This window comes from Paraburkholderia sp. RAU6.4a, assembly GCF_050435625.1.
Classification (GTDB): Bacteria; Pseudomonadota; Gammaproteobacteria; order Burkholderiales; family Burkholderiaceae; genus Paraburkholderia; species Paraburkholderia tuberum.
In genome coordinates, this window is the sequence record NZ_JBNDKQ010000002.1 from 2,251,159 (window position 1) to 2,272,398 (window position 21,240).

The following is a 21,240-nucleotide window of genomic DNA, read 5'->3' on the forward strand; positions in this document are numbered from 1 at the left end:
GGCACGTCGCACCCATGCACGCGCAAAAAGAGCAAAAAAAAACCGCTCAGTCGAAACTGAGCGGCCTTCGTGGCTCGTGAGGCAAGGCGGCTTGCGCCGCCAGCACTTACTCGCCCGAGTGTTGCTGTTCGGCAGCCGGCGTTTCCGGCGTACCGAATTCGAACGACTCTTCCGCTGCGATCTGATCGAAACGCTCGCGGTCGGCCAGTTCCTTGCTCTTGCGCGCCTTGTGGAACGCGAGACCCGTACCGGCCGGAATCAGGCGGCCGACGATCACGTTTTCCTTCAGGCCACGCAGGTCGTCGCGCTTGCCCATGATCGCCGCTTCGGTCAGCACGCGGGTCGTTTCCTGGAACGACGCCGCGGAGATGAACGAATCGGTCGACAGCGACGCCTTCGTGATACCGAGCAGCACGTTTTCGTACGTTGCCGGACGCTTGTCTTCCGCGATCATACGGTCGTTCTCGTCGAGCATGTCCGACCGCTCGACCTGTTCGCCCGGGATGAAACGCGTATCGCCGTTGTCCGAAATCTGCACGCGGCGCAGCATCTGACGCACGATCACTTCGATGTGCTTGTCGTTGATCTTCACGCCTTGCAGACGGTACACGTCCTGCACTTCGTCCACGATGTAGCGCGACAGCGCCTCGACGCCCTGCAGACGCAGGATGTCGTGCGGATCCGCCGGTCCGTCGACGATCATTTCGCCCTTGTTGACGACCTGACCATCGTGCACCAGAACCTGCTTTTCCTTCGCGATCAGGAACTCGTGCTGGTTGCCCTCGAGGTCCGTGATAACGAGACGCTGCTTGCCCTTCGTGTCCTTACCGAACGACGTCGTACCCGTGACTTCCGCCAGGATACCCGCGTCCTTCGGCGAACGTGCTTCGAACAGTTCCGCCACACGCGGCAGACCACCGGTAATGTCACGCGTCTTCTGCGATTCGGTCGGGATACGTGCGAGCACTTCGCCTACCTGCACCTGCTGACCGTCCTTCACGGTGATCAGAGCGCCGACCTGGAAGCCGATCTGCACCGAGTGCTCGGTGTTCGGGATCTTCACTTCCTCGCCGTTCGCATCGAGCAGCTTGACCTGCGGACGCACCGTCTTCGACGCCTGCGAACCACGACGCTTCACGTCGATCACGACAAGCGTGGACAGACCCGTCACGTCGTCGATCTGTTTCGCGACCGTCACGCCTTCCTCGACGTTCTCGAACTTCACCGTACCACCGTACTCGGTGATGATCGGACGCGTCATCGGATCCCACGTGGCCAGTTGCGTGCCAGCCTTGATCTGCGCACCGTCGAGCTGCAGCAGCGTGGCGCCGTACGGCACCTTGTGACGCTCGCGCTCGCGGCCGTGATCGTCGGTGATCATCGCTTCACCCGAACGCGAGATGACGATCTGCTCGCCCTTCGCATTCGTGACGTAACGCATCGTCGACGTGAAACGCACCGTACCGTTCGACTTCGCTTCGACCGACGATGCCACCGCCGCACGCGACGCCGCGCCACCGATGTGGAACGTACGCATCGTGAGCTGCGTGCCCGGTTCACCGATTGACTGCGCCGCGATCACGCCGACCGCTTCGCCGACGTTCACCAGCGAGCCGCGGCCGAGGTCGCGACCGTAGCAGGCCGCGCACAGACCGTAGCGCGTTTCGCAGGTCAGCGGCGTGCGCACGCGCACTTCGTCGATGCCGAGGCGTTCGATGTCTTCGACCGCGTCTTCGTCGAGCAGTGTGCCCGCTTCGAACAGCGTTTCCTGCGATTCCGGGTTGACGATGTCAGCCACGGCCACGCGACCCAGGATACGGTCACGCAGCGCTTCGACCACTTCACCGCCTTCCACGAGCGCCTTCATCGCCACGCCGTTCGACGTACCGCAATCTTCCTCGACGACGACCAGATCCTGCGTCACGTCGACGAGACGACGCGTCAGGTAACCCGAGTTCGCGGTCTTCAGTGCCGTATCAGCCAGACCCTTACGTGCACCGTGGGTCGAGATGAAGTACTGCAACACGTTCAGACCTTCGCGGAAGTTCGCCGTAATCGGCGTCTCGATGATCGAGCCGTCCGGCTTCGCCATCAGACCGCGCATACCGGCCAACTGACGGATCTGAACCGCGGAACCACGAGCGCCTGAGTCCGCCATCATGTAGATGGAGTTGAACGACTCCTGACGCGTCTGGTTGCCGTCGCGGTCCGTGACCGGTTCCGTCGACAGCTGCTCCATCATTGCCTTGCCGACCGCTTCCGACGTCGCCGACCAGATGTCGACCACGTTGTTGTAGCGCTCCTGCGCAGTGACGAGACCCGACATGTACTGACGGTCGTATTCCTTCACCTTCTTCGCGGCGTCGCCAACGATGGTTTCCTTCTGCGGCGGTACGAGCATGTCGTCGACGCAAATCGAAATACCAGCGCGCGTTGCCAGACGGAAGCCCGACTGCATCAGTTGGTCGGCGAAAATCACCGTCTCACGCAGACCGCACTTGCGGAACGCGGTGTTGATCAGACGCGAGATTTCCTTCTTCTTTAGCGGCTTGTTCAGCACCGAGAACGGCAGACCCGGCGGCAGGATTTCCGACAGGATCGAGCGGCCAACCGTGGTCGCATACAGCGTGATCTTCGGCACGAACGCCGGCCCGCCTTCCGACTTGTCTTCGTTGTGGACCATTTCGGTGATCCGCACGTTGACGCGCGAGGCCAGTTCGACTTCCTTGTTCTCGTACGCGCGCAGCACTTCCGACACGCCCGTGAACGTCAGGCCTTCGCCCTTGCCGTTCACCGCTTCACGCGTCGCGTAGTACAGGCCGAGCACGATATCCTGCGACGGCACGATCGACGGATCGCCGTTAGCCGGGAACAGTACGTTGTTCGACGCGAGCATCAGCGTGCGCGCTTCCATCTGCGCTTCGAGCGACAGCGGCACGTGAACGGCCATCTGGTCACCGTCGAAGTCGGCGTTGAACGCCGCGCAAACGAGCGGGTGCAGCTGGATTGCCTTACCTTCGATCAGCACCGGCTCGAAAGCCTGGATGCCGAGACGGTGCAGCGTCGGCGCACGGTTCAGCATAACCGGATGTTCGCGGATCACCTCTTCGAGGATGTCCCACACCACCGGTGTCTGGTTCTCGACCTCCTTCTTCGCAGCCTTGATGGTGGTAGCAACACCCATCACTTCGAGCTTGTTGAAGATGAACGGCTTGAACAGTTCGAGCGCCATCAGCTTCGGCAGACCGCACTGATGCAGCTTCAGCGTCGGGCCGACCACGATCACCGAACGGCCCGAGTAGTCGACACGCTTACCGAGCAGGTTCTGACGGAAGCGACCGCCCTTACCCTTGATCATGTCCGCGAGCGACTTCAGCGGACGCTTGTTCGCACCGGTCATCGCCTTGCCGCGACGGCCGTTGTCGAGCAGCGAGTCGACGGCTTCCTGCAGCATCCGCTTTTCGTTGCGGACGATGATTTCAGGCGCCTTCAGCTCGAGCAAACGCTTCAACCGGTTGTTACGGTTGATCACGCGGCGATACAGGTCGTTCAGATCCGACGTCGCGAAACGGCCGCCGTCGAGCGGGACGAGCGGACGCAGTTCCGGCGGCAGCACCGGCAGCACTTCGAGGACCATCCAGTCCGGCTTGATGCCCGAACGCTGGAACGCCTCGAGCACTTTCAGGCGCTTCGCGTACTTCTTGATCTTCGCTTCCGAGCCGGTGTTCTTGAGCTCCGTGCGCAGCAGCTCGACCTGCTCGTCGATGTTGATCGCGCGCAGCAGTTCGCGAATACCTTCCGCGCCCATTTCGGCACGGAATTCGTCGCCGTATTCCTCGACCTTGTTGTAGTAATCCTCTTCGGTCATGATCTGCCGCGCTTTGAGCGGCGTCATGCCCGGATCGATCACCACGTATGCTTCGAAGTACAGCACGCGCTCGATGTCGCGCAGCGTCATGTCGAGCACCATGCCCAGACGCGACGGCAGCGACTTCAGGAACCAGATGTGCGCGACCGGCGAGGCCAGCTCAATGTGGCCCATTCGCTCACGACGCACCTTCGCGAGCGTCACTTCGACGCCGCACTTCTCGCAGATCACGCCGCGGTGCTTCAGGCGCTTGTACTTGCCGCAAAGGCATTCGTAGTCCTTGATCGGACCGAAAATCTTCGCGCAGAACAGACCATCGCGCTCCGGCTTGAACGTGCGGTAGTTGATGGTTTCCGGCTTCTTGACTTCACCGAACGACCACGAACGGATCTTGTCCGGCGAGGCCAGACCGATCTTGATCGCGTCGAAAACTTCAGGTTGTTGGACTTGCTTGAATAGATCGAGCAAAGCTTTCATCGCTTCTCTCCAGTAGTCCGATTAGTTCCGGTCCAGGTCGATGTCGATACCCAGCGACCGGATTTCCTTCACCAACACGTTGAACGACTCAGGCATGCCGGCATCGATCACGTGATCGCCCTTGACCAGGTTCTCGTAAACCTTGGTCCGGCCCGTCACGTCGTCCGACTTCACCGTCAGCATTTCCTGCAGCACGTACGATGCGCCGTACGCTTCGAGCGCCCACACTTCCATTTCACCGAAACGCTGGCCACCGAACTGCGCCTTACCGCCCAACGGCTGCTGCGTGACGAGCGAGTACGGGCCCGTGGAACGCGCGTGCATCTTGTCGTCGACCAGGTGGTGCAGCTTCAGGTAGTGCATGTAGCCGACCGTCACCGTACGTTCGAACATCTCGCCCGTGCGACCGTCGAACAGACGCACCTGGTTCTTCGACGGCGTCATGCCGAGGTTTTCAGCGATGTCGTCCGGGAACGCCAGATCCAGCGCGCGGGACATTTCTTCTTCCGTCGCACCGTCGAACACCGGCGTTGCGAACGGCACGCCTTCGCGCAGGTTCTTCGCCAGTTCGAGGATTTCGTCGTCGCTGAAGCTGTCCAGCTCTTCGGCGCGGCCCGATTCGTTGTAGATCTTGATCAGGAATTCGCGCAGTTCAGCGATCTTCGCCTGACGCTGCAGCATTTCGCCGATACGCCAGCCGAGACCCTTCGCGGCCCAACCCAGATGCACTTCGAGAACCTGACCCACGTTCATCCGCGACGGCACGCCGAGCGGGTTCAGAACGACGTCAGCCGGACGGCCGTCGGCCATGTACGGCATGTCTTCGATCGGCACGATCTTCGACACGACACCCTTGTTACCGTGACGGCCTGCCATCTTGTCGCCAGGCTGCAGACGGCGCTTCACCGCCAGATACACCTTGACCATCTTCAGCACGCCCGGCGGCAGTTCGTCGCCTTGCGTGAGCTTCTTGCGCTTCTCTTCGAACGCGAGGTCGAACTGGTGACGCTTCTCTTCGATCGAGTTCTTGATCGCTTCGAGCTGGGCCGCTGCTTCTTCATCCGCGAGGCGGATGTCGAACCAGTGATAGTGGTCCAGATCTTCGAGGTAAGCGCGGTCGATCTTCGTGCCCTTCGCGAGCTTCTTCGGACCGCCGTTCACCACCTTGCCTTCGAGCATGCGTGCGAGACGCTGGAACGCATCGCCTTCCACGATACGCAACTGGTCGTTCAGGTCGAGACGATAGCGCTTCAGTTCATCGTCGATGATCTGTTGCGCGCGCTTGTCGCGCTGGATGCCTTCACGCGTGAATACCTGCACGTCGATCACAGTGCCGCTCATGCCCGACGGCACGCGCAGCGACGTGTCCTTCACGTCCGACGCCTTCTCACCGAAGATCGCGCGCAGCAGCTTTTCTTCCGGCGTCAGCTGGGTTTCGCCCTTCGGCGTGACCTTGCCGACCAGCACGTCGCCCGCCTCGACTTCCGCGCCGATGTACACGATGCCCGACTCGTCGAGACGGCCAAGCTGCACTTCGGCGAGATTCGAGATGTCGCGCGTGATTTCTTCCGGTCCGAGCTTCGTGTCGCGTGCAACGACGTTCAGTTCTTCGATGTGAATCGACGTGTAACGGTCGTCCGCAACGACCTTCTCCGAAATCAGGATGGAGTCTTCGAAGTTGTAGCCGTTCCATGGCATGAACGCGATCAGCATGTTCTGGCCGAGCGCGAGCTCGCCCAGATCGGTCGATGCGCCGTCAGCCAGCACGTCGCCGCGCGCAACCTTGTCGCCCATCTTCACGATCGGACGCTGGTTGATGTTCGTGTTCTGGTTCGAACGCGTGTACTTGATCAGATTGTAGATGTCGACGCCGACTTCACCCGCGACCGCTTCGTCGTCGTTCACGCGAATCACGATACGGCCCGCGTCGACGTAATCGACCACACCGCCACGCAGTGCCTGAACCGTCGTGCCCGAGTCGACCGCCACGGTGCGTTCGATACCCGTACCGACGACCGGCTTTTCCGGACGCAGACACGGGACGGCCTGACGCTGCATGTTCGAGCCCATCAATGCGCGGTTCGCGTCGTCGTGCTCGAGGAACGGAATCAGCGAAGCTGCGACCGACACGATCTGCGACGGCGCCACGTCCATGTACTGAATGCGGTCCGGCGTGACCATCAGCGTTTCGCCCGCTTCACGCGACGACACGAGTTCGTCGGTCAGCGTGCGGTCGTCGGCCACCGCCGCGTTCGCCTGAGCGATCACGTAACGGCCTTCTTCGATCGCCGACAGATAGTCAATCTGGTCGGTCACCTTGCCGTCCGCCACCTTGCGATACGGCGTTTCGAGGAAGCCGTATTCGTTCAGGTGCGCGTACAGAGCGAGCGAGTTGATCAGACCGATGTTCGGACCTTCCGGCGTTTCAATCGGACACACACGGCCGTAGTGAGTTGGGTGCACGTCGCGGACTTCGAAGCCTGCGCGCTCACGAGTCAGACCGCCCGGGCCTAGTGCAGAAACACGACGCTTGTGCGTGATTTCCGACAGCGGATTGGTCTGGTCCATGAACTGCGACAGCTGCGACGACCCGAAGAACTCGCGAATCGCCGACGAGATCGGCTTCGAGTTGATCAGGTCGTGCGGCATCAAGTTTTCGCTTTCGGCCTGGCCGAGGCGTTCCTTCACAGCACGTTCGACACGCACGAGGCCCGCGCGGAACTGGTTCTCAGCGAGTTCGCCGACACAGCGCACACGACGGTTGCCGAGGTGGTCGATGTCGTCCACTTCGCCCTTGCCGTTGCGCAGCTCGACGAGGATCTTGATCGTCGCGAGAATGTCGTCGTCCTGCAGCGTCATCGGACCGACGATTTCATCACGGCCGACGCGCCGGTTGAACTTCATACGACCCACCTTCGACAGGTCGTACGCTTCTTCGCTGTAGAACAGACGGTTGAACAGTGCCTCGACCGCTTCTTCGGTTGGCGGCTCGCCCGGACGCATCATGCGGTAGATCGCGATACGTGCGGCCATCTTGTCGGCCGTTTCGTCGATACGCAGCGTCGACGAGATGTACGGACCCTGGTCCAGATCGTTCGTGTAGAGCGTCTGGATGTCCTTGATCTTCGCTTCGCGCAGCTTCTCGAGCACGGATTCGGTAATTTCGTCGTTGGCGTTCGCGATGACTTCACCCGTATCGCCGTCGATCACGTTCTTCGCGAGCACGCGGCCGAGCAGATAATCTTCCGGCACCGAGATGAACTTGGTCTTCGCGTTATCGAGGTCGCGAATGTGCTTGGCGTTGATCCGCTTGTCCTTCTGGACGATCACGTTGCCGTCGCGGTCCGTGATATCGAAGCGCGCGACTTCACCGCGCAAACGCTCCGGCACGAATTCCATCTGCGCGCCTTCCGGCATCAGCGTGAAATTGTCGAACACGAAGAAGTTTGCGAGGATCTGTTCCGGCGTCAGGCCGATTGCCTTTAGCAGGATCGTAACCGGCATCTTACGACGACGGTCGACGCGGAAGTACAGCACGTCCTTCGGGTCGAACTCGAAGTCGAGCCACGAGCCACGGTAGGGAATGATACGTGCCGAAAACAGCAGCTTGCCCGAGCTGTGCGTCTTGCCCTTGTCGTGTTCGAAGAAAACACCCGGCGAACGGTGCAGCTGCGAAACGATCACACGTTCCGTGCCGTTGATGACGAACGAACCGGTCGGCGTCATGAGCGGGATTTCGCCCATGTACACTTCCTGTTCCTTCACTTCTTTGACGACCGGCTTGCTCGGTGATTCTTTGTCGAGCAGCACCAGACGCACCTTGGCGCGCAGCGCCGAGCAGTACGTCAGACCGCGCTGCTGGCATTCCTTGATGTTGAATGCCGGCGGCGACAGCATGTAGCTGACGAACTCAAGGCGCGCGAAGCCGTTGTGCGAAACGATCGGAAAAACGGAAGTAAACGCGGCCTGCAAGCCTTCCGGCTTGCGTTGCGTAGATGACGTATCTGCTTGCAGAAACGTGCTGAATGATTCAAGCTGGGTTGCCAGCAGGAAAGGTACTTGGTGAACGATGGGGCGCTTCGCAAAACTCTTGCGAATACGCTTCTTCTCGGTGAAGGAATATTGCATACGATCTCCGAATCACGGCGGGCATAGTTGTCGAGGCAGGATACCTTGATGAGACAACCCGAGTGTTCACCGACTGAGACCCGATGGCCGTCCGATGGCTTGAACGAGCCTAGAAGCTTGGTGGTTGGCCGCTACCAACCGCTGGCTGACGGCAGCGGATGCCTGTGTTGCCCGCTACCCGACCAAACTTGCCTTCTGCAGTCGCTTCAGAAGACAAAGAGAAATGCCGGTCAAAATTACCGTGGGCGTTTTTCTTTGGCTTCTGGGAATCACATTCCTGCCGGCATACGCCCGCAAAAACGCGTCCTCCACAAAGCACAAAAAGGCCGGCGGTGAAAAACCGCCAGCCTTCGCACAGCGCGTTGAAGCTTACTTGATTTCAACCTTCGCGCCGGCTTCTTCCAACTTCTTCTTGGCTTCTTCAGCAGCAGCCTTGGGCACCGCTTCCTTAACGGGCTTCGGTGCACCGTCGACCAGATCCTTCGCTTCCTTCAGGCCGAGACCCGTCAGTTCGCGAACAGCCTTAATGACCGAAACCTTGTTTGCACCGGTTTCAGCCAAGATGACCGTGAATTCGGTCTGCTCTTCAGCAGCAGCAGCGCCGCCGGCTGCACCTGCCGGGCCAGCCACTGCAACAGCAGCTGCCGAGACGCCAAACTTTTCTTCGAATGCCTTGACCAGCTCGTTCAGTTCCAGAACCGACATCGAGCCTACGGCTTCGAGGATGTCTTCTTTTGCGATTGCCATTTGAAATACTCCTAAATTGAATTCGGATACAGCCAGCGATCAATCACGCTCGACTGAAGTGCATTACGCAGCGGCTTCTTCGCCTTGCTTCTTTTCTGCCAGCGCGGCCAGAGCGCGCGCGAAGCCAGAAACAGGTGCCTGCATAACGTACAACAGCTTGGAGAGCAGTTCTTCGCGGCTCGGGATGCTTGCCAGCGCTTGCACGCCAGCCTTGTCCATCACCTTGCCTTCGTAGGAACCAGCCTTGATGACCAACTTGTCATTGCTCTTGCTGAAGTCATTGACGACCTTAGCAGCAGCAATCGCATCTTCCGAGATGCCGTAGATCAGGGGGCCAGTCATCTGCTCTGCCAGCGGAGCAAACGGGGTACCCTCGACGGCGCGACGCGCCAGCGTGTTCTTCAACACGCGAAGGTAAACCTGTTGCTCACGCGCTTTCGCGCGCAGCTTGGTCAGATCGCCAACCGCGATTCCACGATACTCAGCCAGAACCACGGTCTGAGCTTTCGCGACTTGCGCGGCAACCTCAGCGACGACGGCCTGCTTGCTTTCTTTGTTTAGTGGCACGGTTAACCTCCAGATTCGATACACGCAGCGTGCGCCTTGTGTACCGCATTCAATAACGGCGTCCGACCAGTCAGGAGTATTTCGACCGTCAAAAATCCGTATCGCTACAGACATCCAACGGCTTCATCACTACAAAACCTTTTCGGGTTCGCCATCTGCGTTGGCTTGACATTAAGGGCCCGCCTACTTGCTGCGTGCCCACCAACGGTCTTTGACAACCGGTCGCGCGATGCAGACTGCCACCTCGCAACCGCCCAAAGCCCTTAAAAGCCGCCCCAACTCGCGCCGGAGCGGCGAAAATTCATTACTGGGCAGCGATCGACGTCTGGTCGACACGAACACCAACACCCATCGTGCTCGACAGGGCGACCTTGCGCAGATACACGCCCTTGCTCGTTGCCGGCTTCGCCTTCTGCAGCGCTTCGATCAGCGCATTCAGGTTGTTGCGCAGTGCTACCGGTTCAAACGAAGCGCGGCCGATCGTTGCGTGGATAATGCCGGCCTTGTCGACACGGAATTGCACCTGACCAGCCTTGGCGTTCTTGACCGCGGTCGCGACGTCCGGGCGTGACCGTGCCAACCTTCGGGTTCGGCATCAGGCCACGCGGGCCGAGAATCTGCCCGAGCGTACCGACGATACGCATCGTGTCCGGCGAAGCGATCACGATGTCGAAGTTCAGGTTCCCGGCCTTGACCTGTTCGGCCAGGTCTTCCATACCGACGACGTCAGCACCAGCGGCACGAGCCTGCTCAGCCTTTTCGCCCTGCGCGAACACAGCGACGCGGACCGACTTACCGGTACCAGCGGGCAGCACGACCGAGCCGCGAACCACTTGATCCGACTTCTTTGCGTCAATGCCGAGTTGCACGGCGACGTCGATCGACTCGTCGAACTTCGCGCTTGCGCATTCCTTCACGAGCGACAGAGCGTCTTCGATCGGGTACAGCTTCTGACGATCCACTTTGGCTGCAAATGCTTGCAGACGCTTCGAAAGCTTAGCCATTTACACGCCCTCCACGGTGATGCCCATCGAGCGGGCGCTACCAGCGATCGTACGAACCGCTGCGTCCAGATCAGCAGCCGTCAGATCGGGCATCTTGGTCTTGGCGATATCTTCAGCTTGAGCGCGGGTGATCTTGCCGACCTTGTCGGTATGCGGCTTGCTCGAACCCTTGTCGAGCTTCGCTGCCTTCTTGATCAGAACCGTAGCCGGCGGCGTCTTCAGAACGAACGTGAAGCTCTTGTCCGCGAATGCCGTGATCACGACAGGAATCGGCAGACCCGGTTCCATCGCTTGAGTCTGCGCGTTGAACGCCTTGCAGAACTCCATGATGTTCAGGCCGCGCTGACCCAGCGCCGGACCAACCGGCGGCGACGGATTGGCTTTACCTGCAGGAATCTGCAGCTTGATAAAGCCGATAATTTTCTTTGCCATTTCGAGAACCTCTGTGGAACGCCGCCTTACGGGCGGACGCTCAGTGAGTAGTAGCGCGTGTTCGCCGACAAACTGGCTAGTTACGCTCCTCAACGGCCATTACGCGGACCGTAAGCGCGAAATACGGAACGCACCTAGCGGTGCGTTCCGTAAAATCTAGACTACAACTTTTCGACTTGGCCGAATTCCAACTCGACCGGCGTTGCGCGGCCGAAGATTGTAACGGAAACACGGACTCGCGACTTTTCGTAGTTCACTTCTTCGACGCTGCCGTTGAAATCTGTGAACGGGCCTTCTTTCACGCGCACCATCTCGCCTACCTCAAACAGGGTCTTCGGACGCGGCTTCTCCACGCCCTCCTGCATCTGCGACATGATCTTTTCAACTTCCCTAGGGGAGATCGGGCTCGGCCGATTACGCGCCCCGCCGACGAAGCCGGTCACCTTCGCCGTATTTTTCACGAGATGCCACGTTTCGTCTGTCATTTCCATTTCGACTAAAACATAGCCCGGGAAGAAACGACGTTCGGTTACTGATTTGTGACCGCCCTTTACCTCAACAACCTCTTCCGTTGGAACGAGGATCTGGCCGAACTGATCCTGCATACCAGCCCGCTCGATGCGCTCCTGAAGCGCTCGTTGCACGCTCTTCTCCATACCGGAATATGCGTGCACTACGTACCAACGTTTGCCGCTCGGGGATGCAGGAGTATCACTCATATCATTTCCAACCCAGAATCGCCGAGAAAATCGCCCACTCAATGGATTTATCACAAACCCAGAGGAAGATAGCCATCACGACTACGAAGCCGAAGACCACGAGTGTTGTTTGGGTCGCCTCTTTGCGACTCGGCCAAACTACCTTGCGGACCTCTTTGTATGAGTCATTGGCGAAAGCGATGAAACCCTTGCCAGGCGCCGAGAGAAGACCGACTGCGACACCCGCGATCGCACCAACAGCCAAGGCGGCTCCGCGGATGTACCATTCCTGGCCATTAAGCCAGAAGAACCCCACGAACCCGGCCAAGACCAGCAACACACCTGCGATCAACATCAACTTGTCGCCGGATGTATTTACAGTTTCGACGGAAGGATTCGCCATAACACCTTAACAAGCGCCACTACGGCGCGATAGTTGGCAGGGGCAGAGGGAATCGAACCCCCAACCTTCGGTTTTGGAGACCGACGCTCTGCCAGTTGAGCTATACCCCTAAACCATTTGGGGTTGACGACACCGCCAACCCCGATACAACCGATTATCGAGAACTCTCTGGCGTTACTCGATGATCTTGGCGACGACACCAGCGCCGACCGTACGGCCACCTTCGCGAATTGCGAAGCGCAGACCTTCTTCCATCGCGATCGGGTTGATCAGTTTCACCGTGATCGACACGTTGTCGCCCGGCATCACCATTTCCTTGTCCTTCGGCAGCTCGATCGAGCCCGTCACGTCCGTCGTACGGAAGTAGAACTGCGGACGGTAGTTGTTGAAGAACGGCGTGTGACGGCCGCCTTCGTCCTTGCTCAGCACGTACACTTCAGCCGTGAAGTGCGTGTGCGGGTTGATCGAACCCGGCTTGGCCAGAACCTGGCCACGCTCCACGTCTTCACGCTTCGTGCCGCGCAGCAGGATACCAACGTTGTCGCCTGCCTGACCCTGGTCGAGCAGCTTGCGGAACATTTCCACGCCCGTGCAGGTCGTCTTGGCCGTTGCGCGGATACCAACGATCTCGATTTCCTCGCCAACCTTGATCACGCCGCGCTCGACGCGACCCGTCACCACCGTGCCGCGACCCGAGATCGAGAACACGTCTTCCACCGGCATCAGGAACGCACCGTCAACCGCGCGCTCCGGCGTCGGGATGTACGTGTCCAGCGCATCGGCCAGGTTCATGATCGCTACCTCGCCCAGCTCGCCCTTGTCGCCTTCCAGCGCCAGCTTGGCCGAACCCTTGATGATCGGCGTGTCATCGCCCGGGAAGTCGTATTTCGACAGAAGTTCGCGAACTTCCATCTCGACGAGTTCCAGCAGCTCGGCGTCGTCCACCATGTCGCACTTGTTCAGGAACACGATGATGTACGGAACGCCAACCTGACGCGCCAGCAGGATGTGCTCACGCGTTTGCGGCATCGGGCCGTCGGCAGCCGAGCACACCAGGATTGCGCCGTCCATCTGCGCCGCGCCCGTGATCATGTTCTTCACGTAGTCTGCGTGGCCCGGGCAGTCGACGTGTGCGTAGTGGCGGTTAGCCGTTTCGTACTCGACGTGCGCGGTGTTGATGGTAATGCCACGCGCCTTTTCTTCCGGCGCCGCGTCGATCTGGTCGTACGCCTTCGCTTCGCCGCCAAACTTCTGCGTCAGGACCGTCGTGATCGCTGCCGTCAGCGTGGTCTTGCCGTGGTCAACGTGACCGATCGTGCCCACGTTCACGTGCGGCTTGGTCCGCTCAAACTTACCCTTGGCCATTTTCGACTCCTAAGAGGATTTTCCGTACGTTGCGCCGGGCGCAAACAATCACCGATTACTTCTGGTGCCCATGGGCAGGATCGAACTGCCGACCTCTCCCTTACCAAGGGAGTGCTCTACCACTGAGCCACATGGGCGCTACCTCTGTGTTGCTGGAGCGGGTGAAGGGAATCGAACCCTCGTCGTAAGCTTGGAAGGCTTCTGCTCTACCATTGAGCTACACCCGCAGGATCATGGATTCCCAACAACTGCTACATCTTGCATTCTGGTGGAGGAGGTTGGATTCGAACCAACGTAGGCGTAAGCCAACAGATTTACAGTCTGCCCCCTTTAGCCACTCGGGCACCCCTCCGCAGAGAACTGACGATTATGGGGGAACAATGTCTCTTTGTCAAGGGCTGCTTCACCGTTCCGATCCCAACGCTCTCATTTATATAGTGATTGACTGTTAGCCGTCCGTAAACGCAAAAACCCCACCGCGGCGGGTGGGGTTTCTGACTGGGGGGGAGCCTGACGATTACCTACTTTCACACGGGCAATCCGCACTATCATCGGCGTGGAGTCGTTTCACGGTCCTGTTCGGGATGGGAAGGGGTGGGGCCGACTCGCTATGGTCATCAGGCATGACGGGTTGCTGCGTCGCAGGGCTGGAGTCAACCGGTTGCGCCACAGCCAATCGGGAAGAAGCGTAAAGGATTCGAGTGTGGGGGGTTGTGTTGTTTCTGGCACAACACTGAATCCCAACCGTGCGTTTCTGTGAGCTCCCGCGGGAGTTCACACCAATCCCCTTCGGGGAGACACACCTGTTATAGGATCAAGCCTTACGGGCAATTAGTATCAGTTAGCTCAGTACATTACTGTACGTGCACACCTGACCTATCAACGTCCTGGTCTTGAACGACCCTTCAAGGGGCTCGAAGCCCCGGGGATATCTCATCTTAAGGCGAGTTTCCCGCTTAGATGCTTTCAGCGGTTATCTCTTCCGAACATAGCTACCCGGCGATGCCACTGGCGTGACAACCGGTACACCAGAGGTTCGTCCACTCCGGTCCTCTCGTACTAGGAGCAGCCCCCTTCAAATATCCAGCGCCCACGGCAGATAGGGACCAAACTGTCTCACGACGTTTTAAACCCAGCTCACGTACCTCTTTAAATGGCGAACAGCCATACCCTTGGGACCGGCTACAGCCCCAGGATGAGATGAGCCGACATCGAGGTGCCAAACACCGCCGTCGATATGAACTCTTGGGCGGTATCAGCCTGTTATCCCCAGAGTACCTTTTATCCGTTGAGCGATGGCCCTTCCATACAGAACCACCGGATCACTATGACCTGCTTTCGCACCTGTTCGACTTGTCAGTCTCACAGTCAAGCACGCTTATGCCATTGCACTATCAGCACGATTTCCGACCGTACCTAGCGTACCTTCGTACTCCTCCGTTACACTTTGGGAGGAGACCGCCCCAGTCAAACTGCCTACCATGCACTGTCCCCGACCCGGATCACGGGCCAAGGTTAGAACCTCAAACAGATCAGGGTGGTATTTCAAGGACGGCTCCATTGAGACTGGCGTCCCAACTTCATAGCCTCCCACCTATCCTACACAGACCGGTTCAAAGTCCAATGCAAAGCTGCAGTAAAGGTTCATGGGGTCTTTCCGTCTAGCCGCGGGGAGATTGCATCATCACAAACACTTCAACTTCGCTGAGTCTCGGGAGGAGACAGTGTGGCCATCGTTACGCCATTCGTGCAGGTCGGAACTTACCCGACAAGGAATTTCGCTACCTTAGGACCGTTATAGTTACGGCCGCCGTTTACCGGGACTTCAATCAGGAGCTTGCACCCCATCATTTAATCTTCCGGCACCGGGCAGGCGTCACACCCTATACGTCCACTTTCGTGTTTGCAGAGTGCTGTGTTTTTATTAAACAGTCGCAGCCACCAGTTTATTGCAACCCTTTCACCCTTCTGGCGCAGGCCAGTCAGGCTATGAGGGCGTACCTTATCCCGAAGTTACGGTACCAATTTGCCGAGTTCCTTCTCCCGAGTTCTCTCAAGCGCCTTAGAATACTCATCTCGCCCACCTGTGTCGGTTTGCGGTACGGTCACTGTGAAACTGAAGCTTAGAGGCTTTTCCTGGAACCCCTTCCAGTTGCTTCGCCACCGAAGTGGCTCGCCTCGCACCCTTGAATCCCGCGCCCGGATTTGCCAAAGCGCCTTCTCCAATGCAAGGACCGGGACTTCCAACACCCGGACAACCTTCCGCGATCCGTCCCCCCATCGCATTTCACAATGGTGCAGAAATATTAATCTGCTTCCCATCAGCTACGCATTTCTGCCTCGCCTTAGGGGCCGACTCACCCTACGCCGATGAACGTTGCGTAGGAAACCTTGGGCTTACGGCGAGGGGGCCTTTCACCCCCTTTATCGCTACTCATGTCAGCATTCGCACTTCCGATACCTCCAGCACACTTTCCAGTGCACCTTCGCAGGCTTACGGAACGCTCTCCTACCATGCACATTACTGTGCATCCGCAGCTTCGGTATATGGCTTAGCCCCGTTACATCTTCCGCGCAGGACGACTCGATCAGTGAGCTATTACGCTTTCTTTAAAGGGTGGCTGCTTCTAAGCCAACCTCCTGACTGTTTTAGCCTTCCCACTTCGTTTCCCACTTAGCCATATTTGGGGACCTTAGCTGGCGGTCTGGGTTGTTTCCCTCTTGACACCGGACGTTAGCACCCGATGTCTGTCTCCCGTGATTGCACTCTTCGGTATTCGGAGTTTGCTATGGCGTAGTAATCCGCAATGGACCCCACAACCATGACAGTGCTCTACCCCCGAAGGTGAGACACGAGGCACTACCTAAATAGTTTTCGGAGAGAACCAGCTATTTCCAGGTTTGTTTAGCCTTTCACCCCTATCCACAGCTCATCCCCTAACTTTTCAACGTTAGTGGGTTCGGTCCTCCAGCACGTGTTACCGTGCCTTCAACCTGGCCATGGATAGATCACCTGGTTTCGGGTCTACACCCAGCGACTGGACGCCCTGTTCGGACTCGCTTTCGCTACGCCTGCCCTAATCGGTTAAGCTCGCCACTGAATGTAAGTCGCTGACCCATTATACAAAAGGTACGCCGTCACCCCTTCGCAGAGGCTCCGACTGTTTGTATGCATGCGGTTTCAGGATCTGTTTCACTCCCCTCCCGGGGTTCTTTTCGCCTTTCCCTCACGGTACTGGTTCACTATCGGTCGATCACGAGTATTTAGCCTTGGAGGATGGTCCCCCCATCTTCAGACAGGATTTCACGTGTCCCGCCCTACTTCTCGTACACCCAGTTCTTCCATGCTGTTTTCGTCTACAGGGCTATCACCTGCTATGGCCGCACTTTCCAGAGCGTTCGACTAACAATACGGATAACGTGTACCGGCTGATCCCATTTCGCTCGCCACTACTCTGGGAATCTCGGTTGATTTCTTTTCCTGCGGTTACTTAGATGTTTCAGTTCACCGCGTTCGCCTCACGCAGCCTATGGATTCAGCTACGGATACTCCATTAGGAGTGGGTTTCCCCATTCGGACATCTCCGGATCAATGCTCGTTTGCCAGCTCCCCGGAGCTTTTCGCAGGCTACCGCGTCCTTCATCGCCTGTGATCGCCAAGGCATCCACCACATGCACTTGTTCGCTTGACCCTATAACGGGTGTGTCTCTGTGTCGACCCACGTTAGCGCTTTAGCGCTTACGTGGGTCCCATCCCCGGAGGGGATAGACGCACTCGCTACAGGTTGAGTATTCGTGTTGCGCCGTATTCCAAAGCGATCTCTCGATCACCTTTAAAATACATCGATACAATCACAACCCTGATTCACCTACTCACACACCCATCTCCAGGTACGCTTTCGTGAATCTCTTTACTACTTCTTCCTGATTGTTAAAGAACGGCAGCCGGTATGAAGCCTGTGCCTCATACCGCTCTGACTGGCTCAATCGCCAATGCGCAACGCTCTGCCTTCATGCAGAACCCTGCGCATTGAGGATTGGTGGAGGATGACGGGATCGAACCGACGACCCCCTGCTTGCAAAGCAGGTGCTCTCCCAGCTGAGCTAATCCCCCAGTCCCACAGATAGTCCAGCGGCCCCAGCCCTTCAGCTCACCAGACAAGACACTGGTGGGTCTGGATGGATTCGAACCATCGACCCCCGCCTTATCAAGACGGTGCTCTAACCGGCTGAGCTACAGACCCTGAGCCTGTCTGCGTTGCTTCTAACCACAGCCGATAAGCGTGAGCACTTGAGTGCAATGAATGCACAGCTCTGGAAAGGAGGTGATCCAGCCGCACCTTCCGATACGGCTACCTTGTTACGACTTCACCCCAGTCATGAATCCTACCGTGGTGACCGTCCTCCTTGCGGTTAGACTAGCCACTTCTGGTAAAACCCACTCCCATGGTGTGACGGGCGGTGTGTACAAGACCCGGGAACGTATTCACCGCGGCATGCTGATCCGCGATTACTAGCGATTCCAGCTTCACGCACCCGAGTTGCAGAGTGCGATCCGGACTACGATCGGTTTTCTGGGATTGGCTCCACCTCGCGGCTTGGCAACCCTCTGTTCCGACCATTGTATGACGTGTGAAGCCCTACCCATAAGGGCCATGAGGACTTGACGTCATCCCCACCTTCCTCCGGTTTGTCACCGGCAGTCTCCCTGGAGTGCTCTTGCGTAGCAACTAGGGACAAGGGTTGCGCTCGTTGCGGGACTTAACCCAACATCTCACGACACGAGCTGACGACAGCCATGCAGCACCTGTGTTATGGCTCCCTTTCGGGCACTCCCGCCTCTCGGCAGGATTCCATACATGTCAAGGGTAGGTAAGGTTTTTCGCGTTGCATCGAATTAATCCACATCATCCACCGCTTGTGCGGGTCCCCGTCAATTCCTTTGAGTTTTAATCTTGCGACCGTACTCCCCAGGCGGTCAACTTCACGCGTTAGCTACGTTACCAAGCCAATGAAGGCCCGACAACCAGTTGACATCGTTTAGGGCGTGGACTACCAGGGTATCTAATCCTGTTTGCTCCCCACGCTTTCGTGCATGAGCGTCAGTATTGGCCCAGGGGGCTGCCTTCGCCATCGGTGTTCCTCCACATCTCTACGCATTTCACTGCTACACGTGGAATTCCACCCCCCTCTGCCATACTCCAGCGCTGCAGTCACCAATGCAGTTCCCAGGTTAAGCCCGGGGATTTCACATCGGTCTTACAGCACCGCCTGCGCACGCTTTACGCCCAGTAATTCCGATTAACGCTCGCACCCTACGTATTACCGCGGCTGCTGGCACGTAGTTAGCCGGTGCTTATTCTTCCGGTACCGTCATCCCTCACGGATATTAGCCACGAGGTTTTCTTTCCGGACAAAAGTGCTTTACAACCCGAAGGCCTTCTTCACACACGCGGCATTGCTGGATCAGGCTTGCGCCCATTGTCCAAAATTCCCCACTGCTGCCTCCCGTAGGAGTCTGGGCCGTGTCTCAGTCCCAGTGTGGCTGGTCGTCCTCTCAGACCAGCTACAGATCGTCGGCTTGGTAGGCCTTTACCCCACCAACTACCTAATCTGCCATCGGCCGCCCCTTGAGCGCGAGGTCCCGAAAGATCCCCCGCTTTCCTCTCCCGAGCGTATGCGGTATTAATCCGGCTTTCGCCGGGCTATCCCCCACTCCAGGACACGTTCCGATGTATTACTCACCCGTTCGCCACTCGCCACCAGACCGGAGTCCGTGCTGCCGTTCGACTTGCATGTGTAAGGCATGCCGCCAGCGTTCAATCTGAGCCAGGATCAAACTCTTCAGTTCAAACCTGTTACTGTGTTCGGGCTCTCTCGAACCCGGTCGCTCACTCAACGTACTGACGATGATTGATCCGTCTTTCGACAGACAAACCTTCCTCCAATACTGTGTGAGGCTTCTGATACTTCTGCCTGACAGCAGACTCCGGAGAATCCGCCGCCGCATTCCGCATCAAGCGCCCACACTTATCGACTGTTAGTTTTTAAAGATCGGTCCGCCAAACCCGCCGCGCCTGAACCACCACTACCCGGCACCGCTTCGTTTGCGTCGCTGCGTCTGCAGCAGAGAAGCGAGATTATGGAGACTCTTTCGCGTCTCGTCAATACCCGTTTTTGCTTTCGCTTAAAAAAGTTGCCGCTCACTTCCGGGTCGCATCCACCACGACCTCGACAGGAACTGCAGCGGCCATAGCCGCGTAGCCCGCGTCGCTTGGATGGATGTGGTCGCCGCTATCGAAAGCGCGCTGCAGACGCTCCGGCTGCGTCCGATCGCGCAACGCCGCGTCGAAGTCGACGACGCCATCGAAAGCACGACTAGTTCGGATCCACTGATTAACCGCGAGTCGGATCTTTTCCCGCTCCGGTGGCAGCGACGCCGGCGTCAGCGTCGCGCCGAACATCTTGACACCGTTGCGCCGCGCGGCCGCGATCACTCGCTGGTAACCGGCGATCAGATCGGCAGCCGTGACCGACGTATGAGGAAAATCGCAGTCGAGCCCGCCATGAGGCGGCATTGCCGCAAAGTTGATGTCGTTGATGCCAATCAGCAGGATCGCCGCTTTGACGCCTGGACGTCGCAAAACGTCGCGCTCGAAGCGGCTCGCAAGCGCGTCGCCATAACAAGGCGAGTCGCTCAGGAGCCGGTTGCCGCTGATGCCGAGATTCACGATCGCGGTCGACTGCGCGCCGCTCGCCGCCAGCCGCCGAGCCAGCGCATCCGGCCAGCGACGGTTCTGGTTGAGGGTGGAGCGCATGCCGTCGGTGATCGAGTCGCCGATCGCGGCCACGGCAAGCGACGGTGCCGCCGCCTCCACCGACAAACCTGTGACCCACACATATTGCGTGAAGCGGCCGGGAAACGCCGTGGCGGACGCGTCGGTGGTGTGATTGCCGGGCCCGGACACATAATTTACCTGATTCGACACTCGGTGCCATGCGACGATCCGCTGCTCCGGTCCCACGAACGCACTGATCGCATATGGCGCGCCCTCGACGACATCGATCGCGACCGGATCGCTGTCCACCTCGCCGCCAGGCGGAACGCTGACCGCGCCCTTACCGCCAAACGTCACCCGACTGCCGGCGCCCTCGACGGCTGCCGCGCCACCGGCGGAGCGCGCGATGCGCAGTTCGTCGATGACGAGAGGCGTCTTGCCGTACGCATTGCTCAGATGAATTCGCGCCACCCTCCCCGACAACGTCGGATACATGATTTGCCGAACGGTGCGCCCGGCGACTTCCGGCGCGCGATACAGCGGTGGCAACTCGGCCCGCTGTGGAATCGGTTGCAGCGCGGTCGCCCAAACGGCGACCCAATGCTCGGACGCTTCGGCAGCGAACGCACTCGAGGAAACGACAAACGGGGCAAATTGGGCAAGCAGCGCCGCGCCGCATGCGGCAGCCAGGGTGCGAATGGTCATTCGGAAGATCGGTTCGAGGCGAAACGCGCATTGTGCCCGAACGACGCGGCAAGCGCCGGCAATCGCA

At 58.7% G+C, this 21,240-nt stretch carries 9 protein-coding genes, 6 tRNA genes, 3 rRNA genes and 1 pseudogene; all 19 read right to left on the reverse strand.

Annotated elements, in window-relative coordinates:
• Positions 1-106: 106 nt before the first annotated feature.
• The 19 genes and pseudogenes from rpoC to OKW40_RS15350 all read right to left on the reverse strand — a co-directional run bounded on the left by rpoC (position 107) and on the right by OKW40_RS15350 (position 21,173).
• The gene (gene rpoC / locus OKW40_RS15260) at positions 107-4,345 is read right to left on the reverse strand and encodes a DNA-directed RNA polymerase subunit beta' (RefSeq protein WP_184070693.1); all 4,239 of its coding nucleotides are present in this window, start codon (positions 4,343-4,345) and stop codon (positions 107-109) included.
• Between the two features lie 21 nt (positions 4,346-4,366).
• Positions 4,367-8,473, reverse strand: coding sequence for a DNA-directed RNA polymerase subunit beta (gene rpoB / locus OKW40_RS15265; RefSeq protein ID WP_090802173.1), 4,107 nt, complete (start codon positions 8,471-8,473; stop codon positions 4,367-4,369).
• Between the two features lie 369 nt (positions 8,474-8,842).
• Positions 8,843-9,220 (reverse strand): 50S ribosomal protein L7/L12, encoded by a 378-nt coding sequence (gene rplL / locus OKW40_RS15270; protein WP_018420143.1) that lies wholly within the window; start codon positions 9,218-9,220, stop codon positions 8,843-8,845.
• A gap of 63 nt (positions 9,221-9,283) precedes the next feature.
• Entirely contained in the window at positions 9,284-9,787 is a 504-nt protein-coding gene (gene rplJ, locus OKW40_RS15275; protein WP_062129470.1) for a 50S ribosomal protein L10, read from the reverse strand.
• Between the two features lie 304 nt (positions 9,788-10,091).
• Positions 10,092-10,791: pseudogene (gene rplA, locus OKW40_RS15280) on the reverse strand (50S ribosomal protein L1).
• Positions 10,792-11,223 carry a 50S ribosomal protein L11 gene (gene rplK, locus OKW40_RS15285; protein WP_008922976.1) on the reverse strand — a complete coding sequence of 144 codons (432 nt, stop codon included), beginning with the start codon at positions 11,221-11,223 and terminating at the stop codon, positions 10,792-10,794.
• A gap of 161 nt (positions 11,224-11,384) precedes the next feature.
• Complete coding sequence (gene nusG / locus OKW40_RS15290; RefSeq protein WP_075303275.1) at positions 11,385-11,942, reverse strand: transcription termination/antitermination protein NusG; 558 nt, start codon at positions 11,940-11,942, stop codon at positions 11,385-11,387.
• A gap of 1 nt (position 11,943) precedes the next feature.
• Complete coding sequence (secE, locus tag OKW40_RS15295; protein ID WP_184040841.1) at positions 11,944-12,324, reverse strand: preprotein translocase subunit SecE; 381 nt, start codon at positions 12,322-12,324, stop codon at positions 11,944-11,946.
• Positions 12,325-12,358: 34 nt separating this feature from the next.
• Positions 12,359-12,434: transfer RNA gene (locus OKW40_RS15300), tRNA-Trp, on the reverse strand.
• A gap of 64 nt (positions 12,435-12,498) precedes the next feature.
• The gene (gene tuf / locus OKW40_RS15305; RefSeq protein ID WP_129958904.1) at positions 12,499-13,689 is read right to left on the reverse strand and encodes an elongation factor Tu; all 1,191 of its coding nucleotides are present in this window, start codon (positions 13,687-13,689) and stop codon (positions 12,499-12,501) included.
• Between the two features lie 62 nt (positions 13,690-13,751).
• Positions 13,752-13,826: transfer RNA gene (locus OKW40_RS15310), tRNA-Thr, on the reverse strand.
• A 16-nt stretch (positions 13,827-13,842) separates the two neighbouring features.
• Positions 13,843-13,916 (reverse strand) — tRNA-Gly (locus tag OKW40_RS15315).
• Positions 13,917-13,955: 39 nt separating this feature from the next.
• Positions 13,956-14,041: transfer RNA gene (locus OKW40_RS15320), tRNA-Tyr, on the reverse strand.
• Between the two features lie 156 nt (positions 14,042-14,197).
• Positions 14,198-14,311: ribosomal RNA gene (rrf, locus tag OKW40_RS15325) — 5S ribosomal RNA — on the reverse strand.
• A gap of 188 nt (positions 14,312-14,499) precedes the next feature.
• Positions 14,500-17,381: ribosomal RNA gene (locus OKW40_RS15330) — 23S ribosomal RNA — on the reverse strand.
• Positions 17,382-17,727: 346 nt separating this feature from the next.
• Positions 17,728-17,803: transfer RNA gene (locus OKW40_RS15335), tRNA-Ala, on the reverse strand.
• Positions 17,804-17,856: 53 nt separating this feature from the next.
• A tRNA-Ile gene (locus OKW40_RS15340) sits at positions 17,857-17,933 on the reverse strand.
• Between the two features lie 74 nt (positions 17,934-18,007).
• Positions 18,008-19,540 (reverse strand): 16S ribosomal RNA (locus OKW40_RS15345).
• The 16S, 23S and 5S rRNA genes sit together here with 5 tRNA genes alongside, the layout of an rRNA operon.
• Positions 19,541-19,892: 352 nt before the next feature.
• Complete coding sequence (locus OKW40_RS15350) at positions 19,893-21,173, reverse strand: SGNH/GDSL hydrolase family protein (RefSeq protein WP_429490375.1); 1,281 nt, start codon at positions 21,171-21,173, stop codon at positions 19,893-19,895.
• Positions 21,174-21,240: the final 67 nt, after the last annotated feature.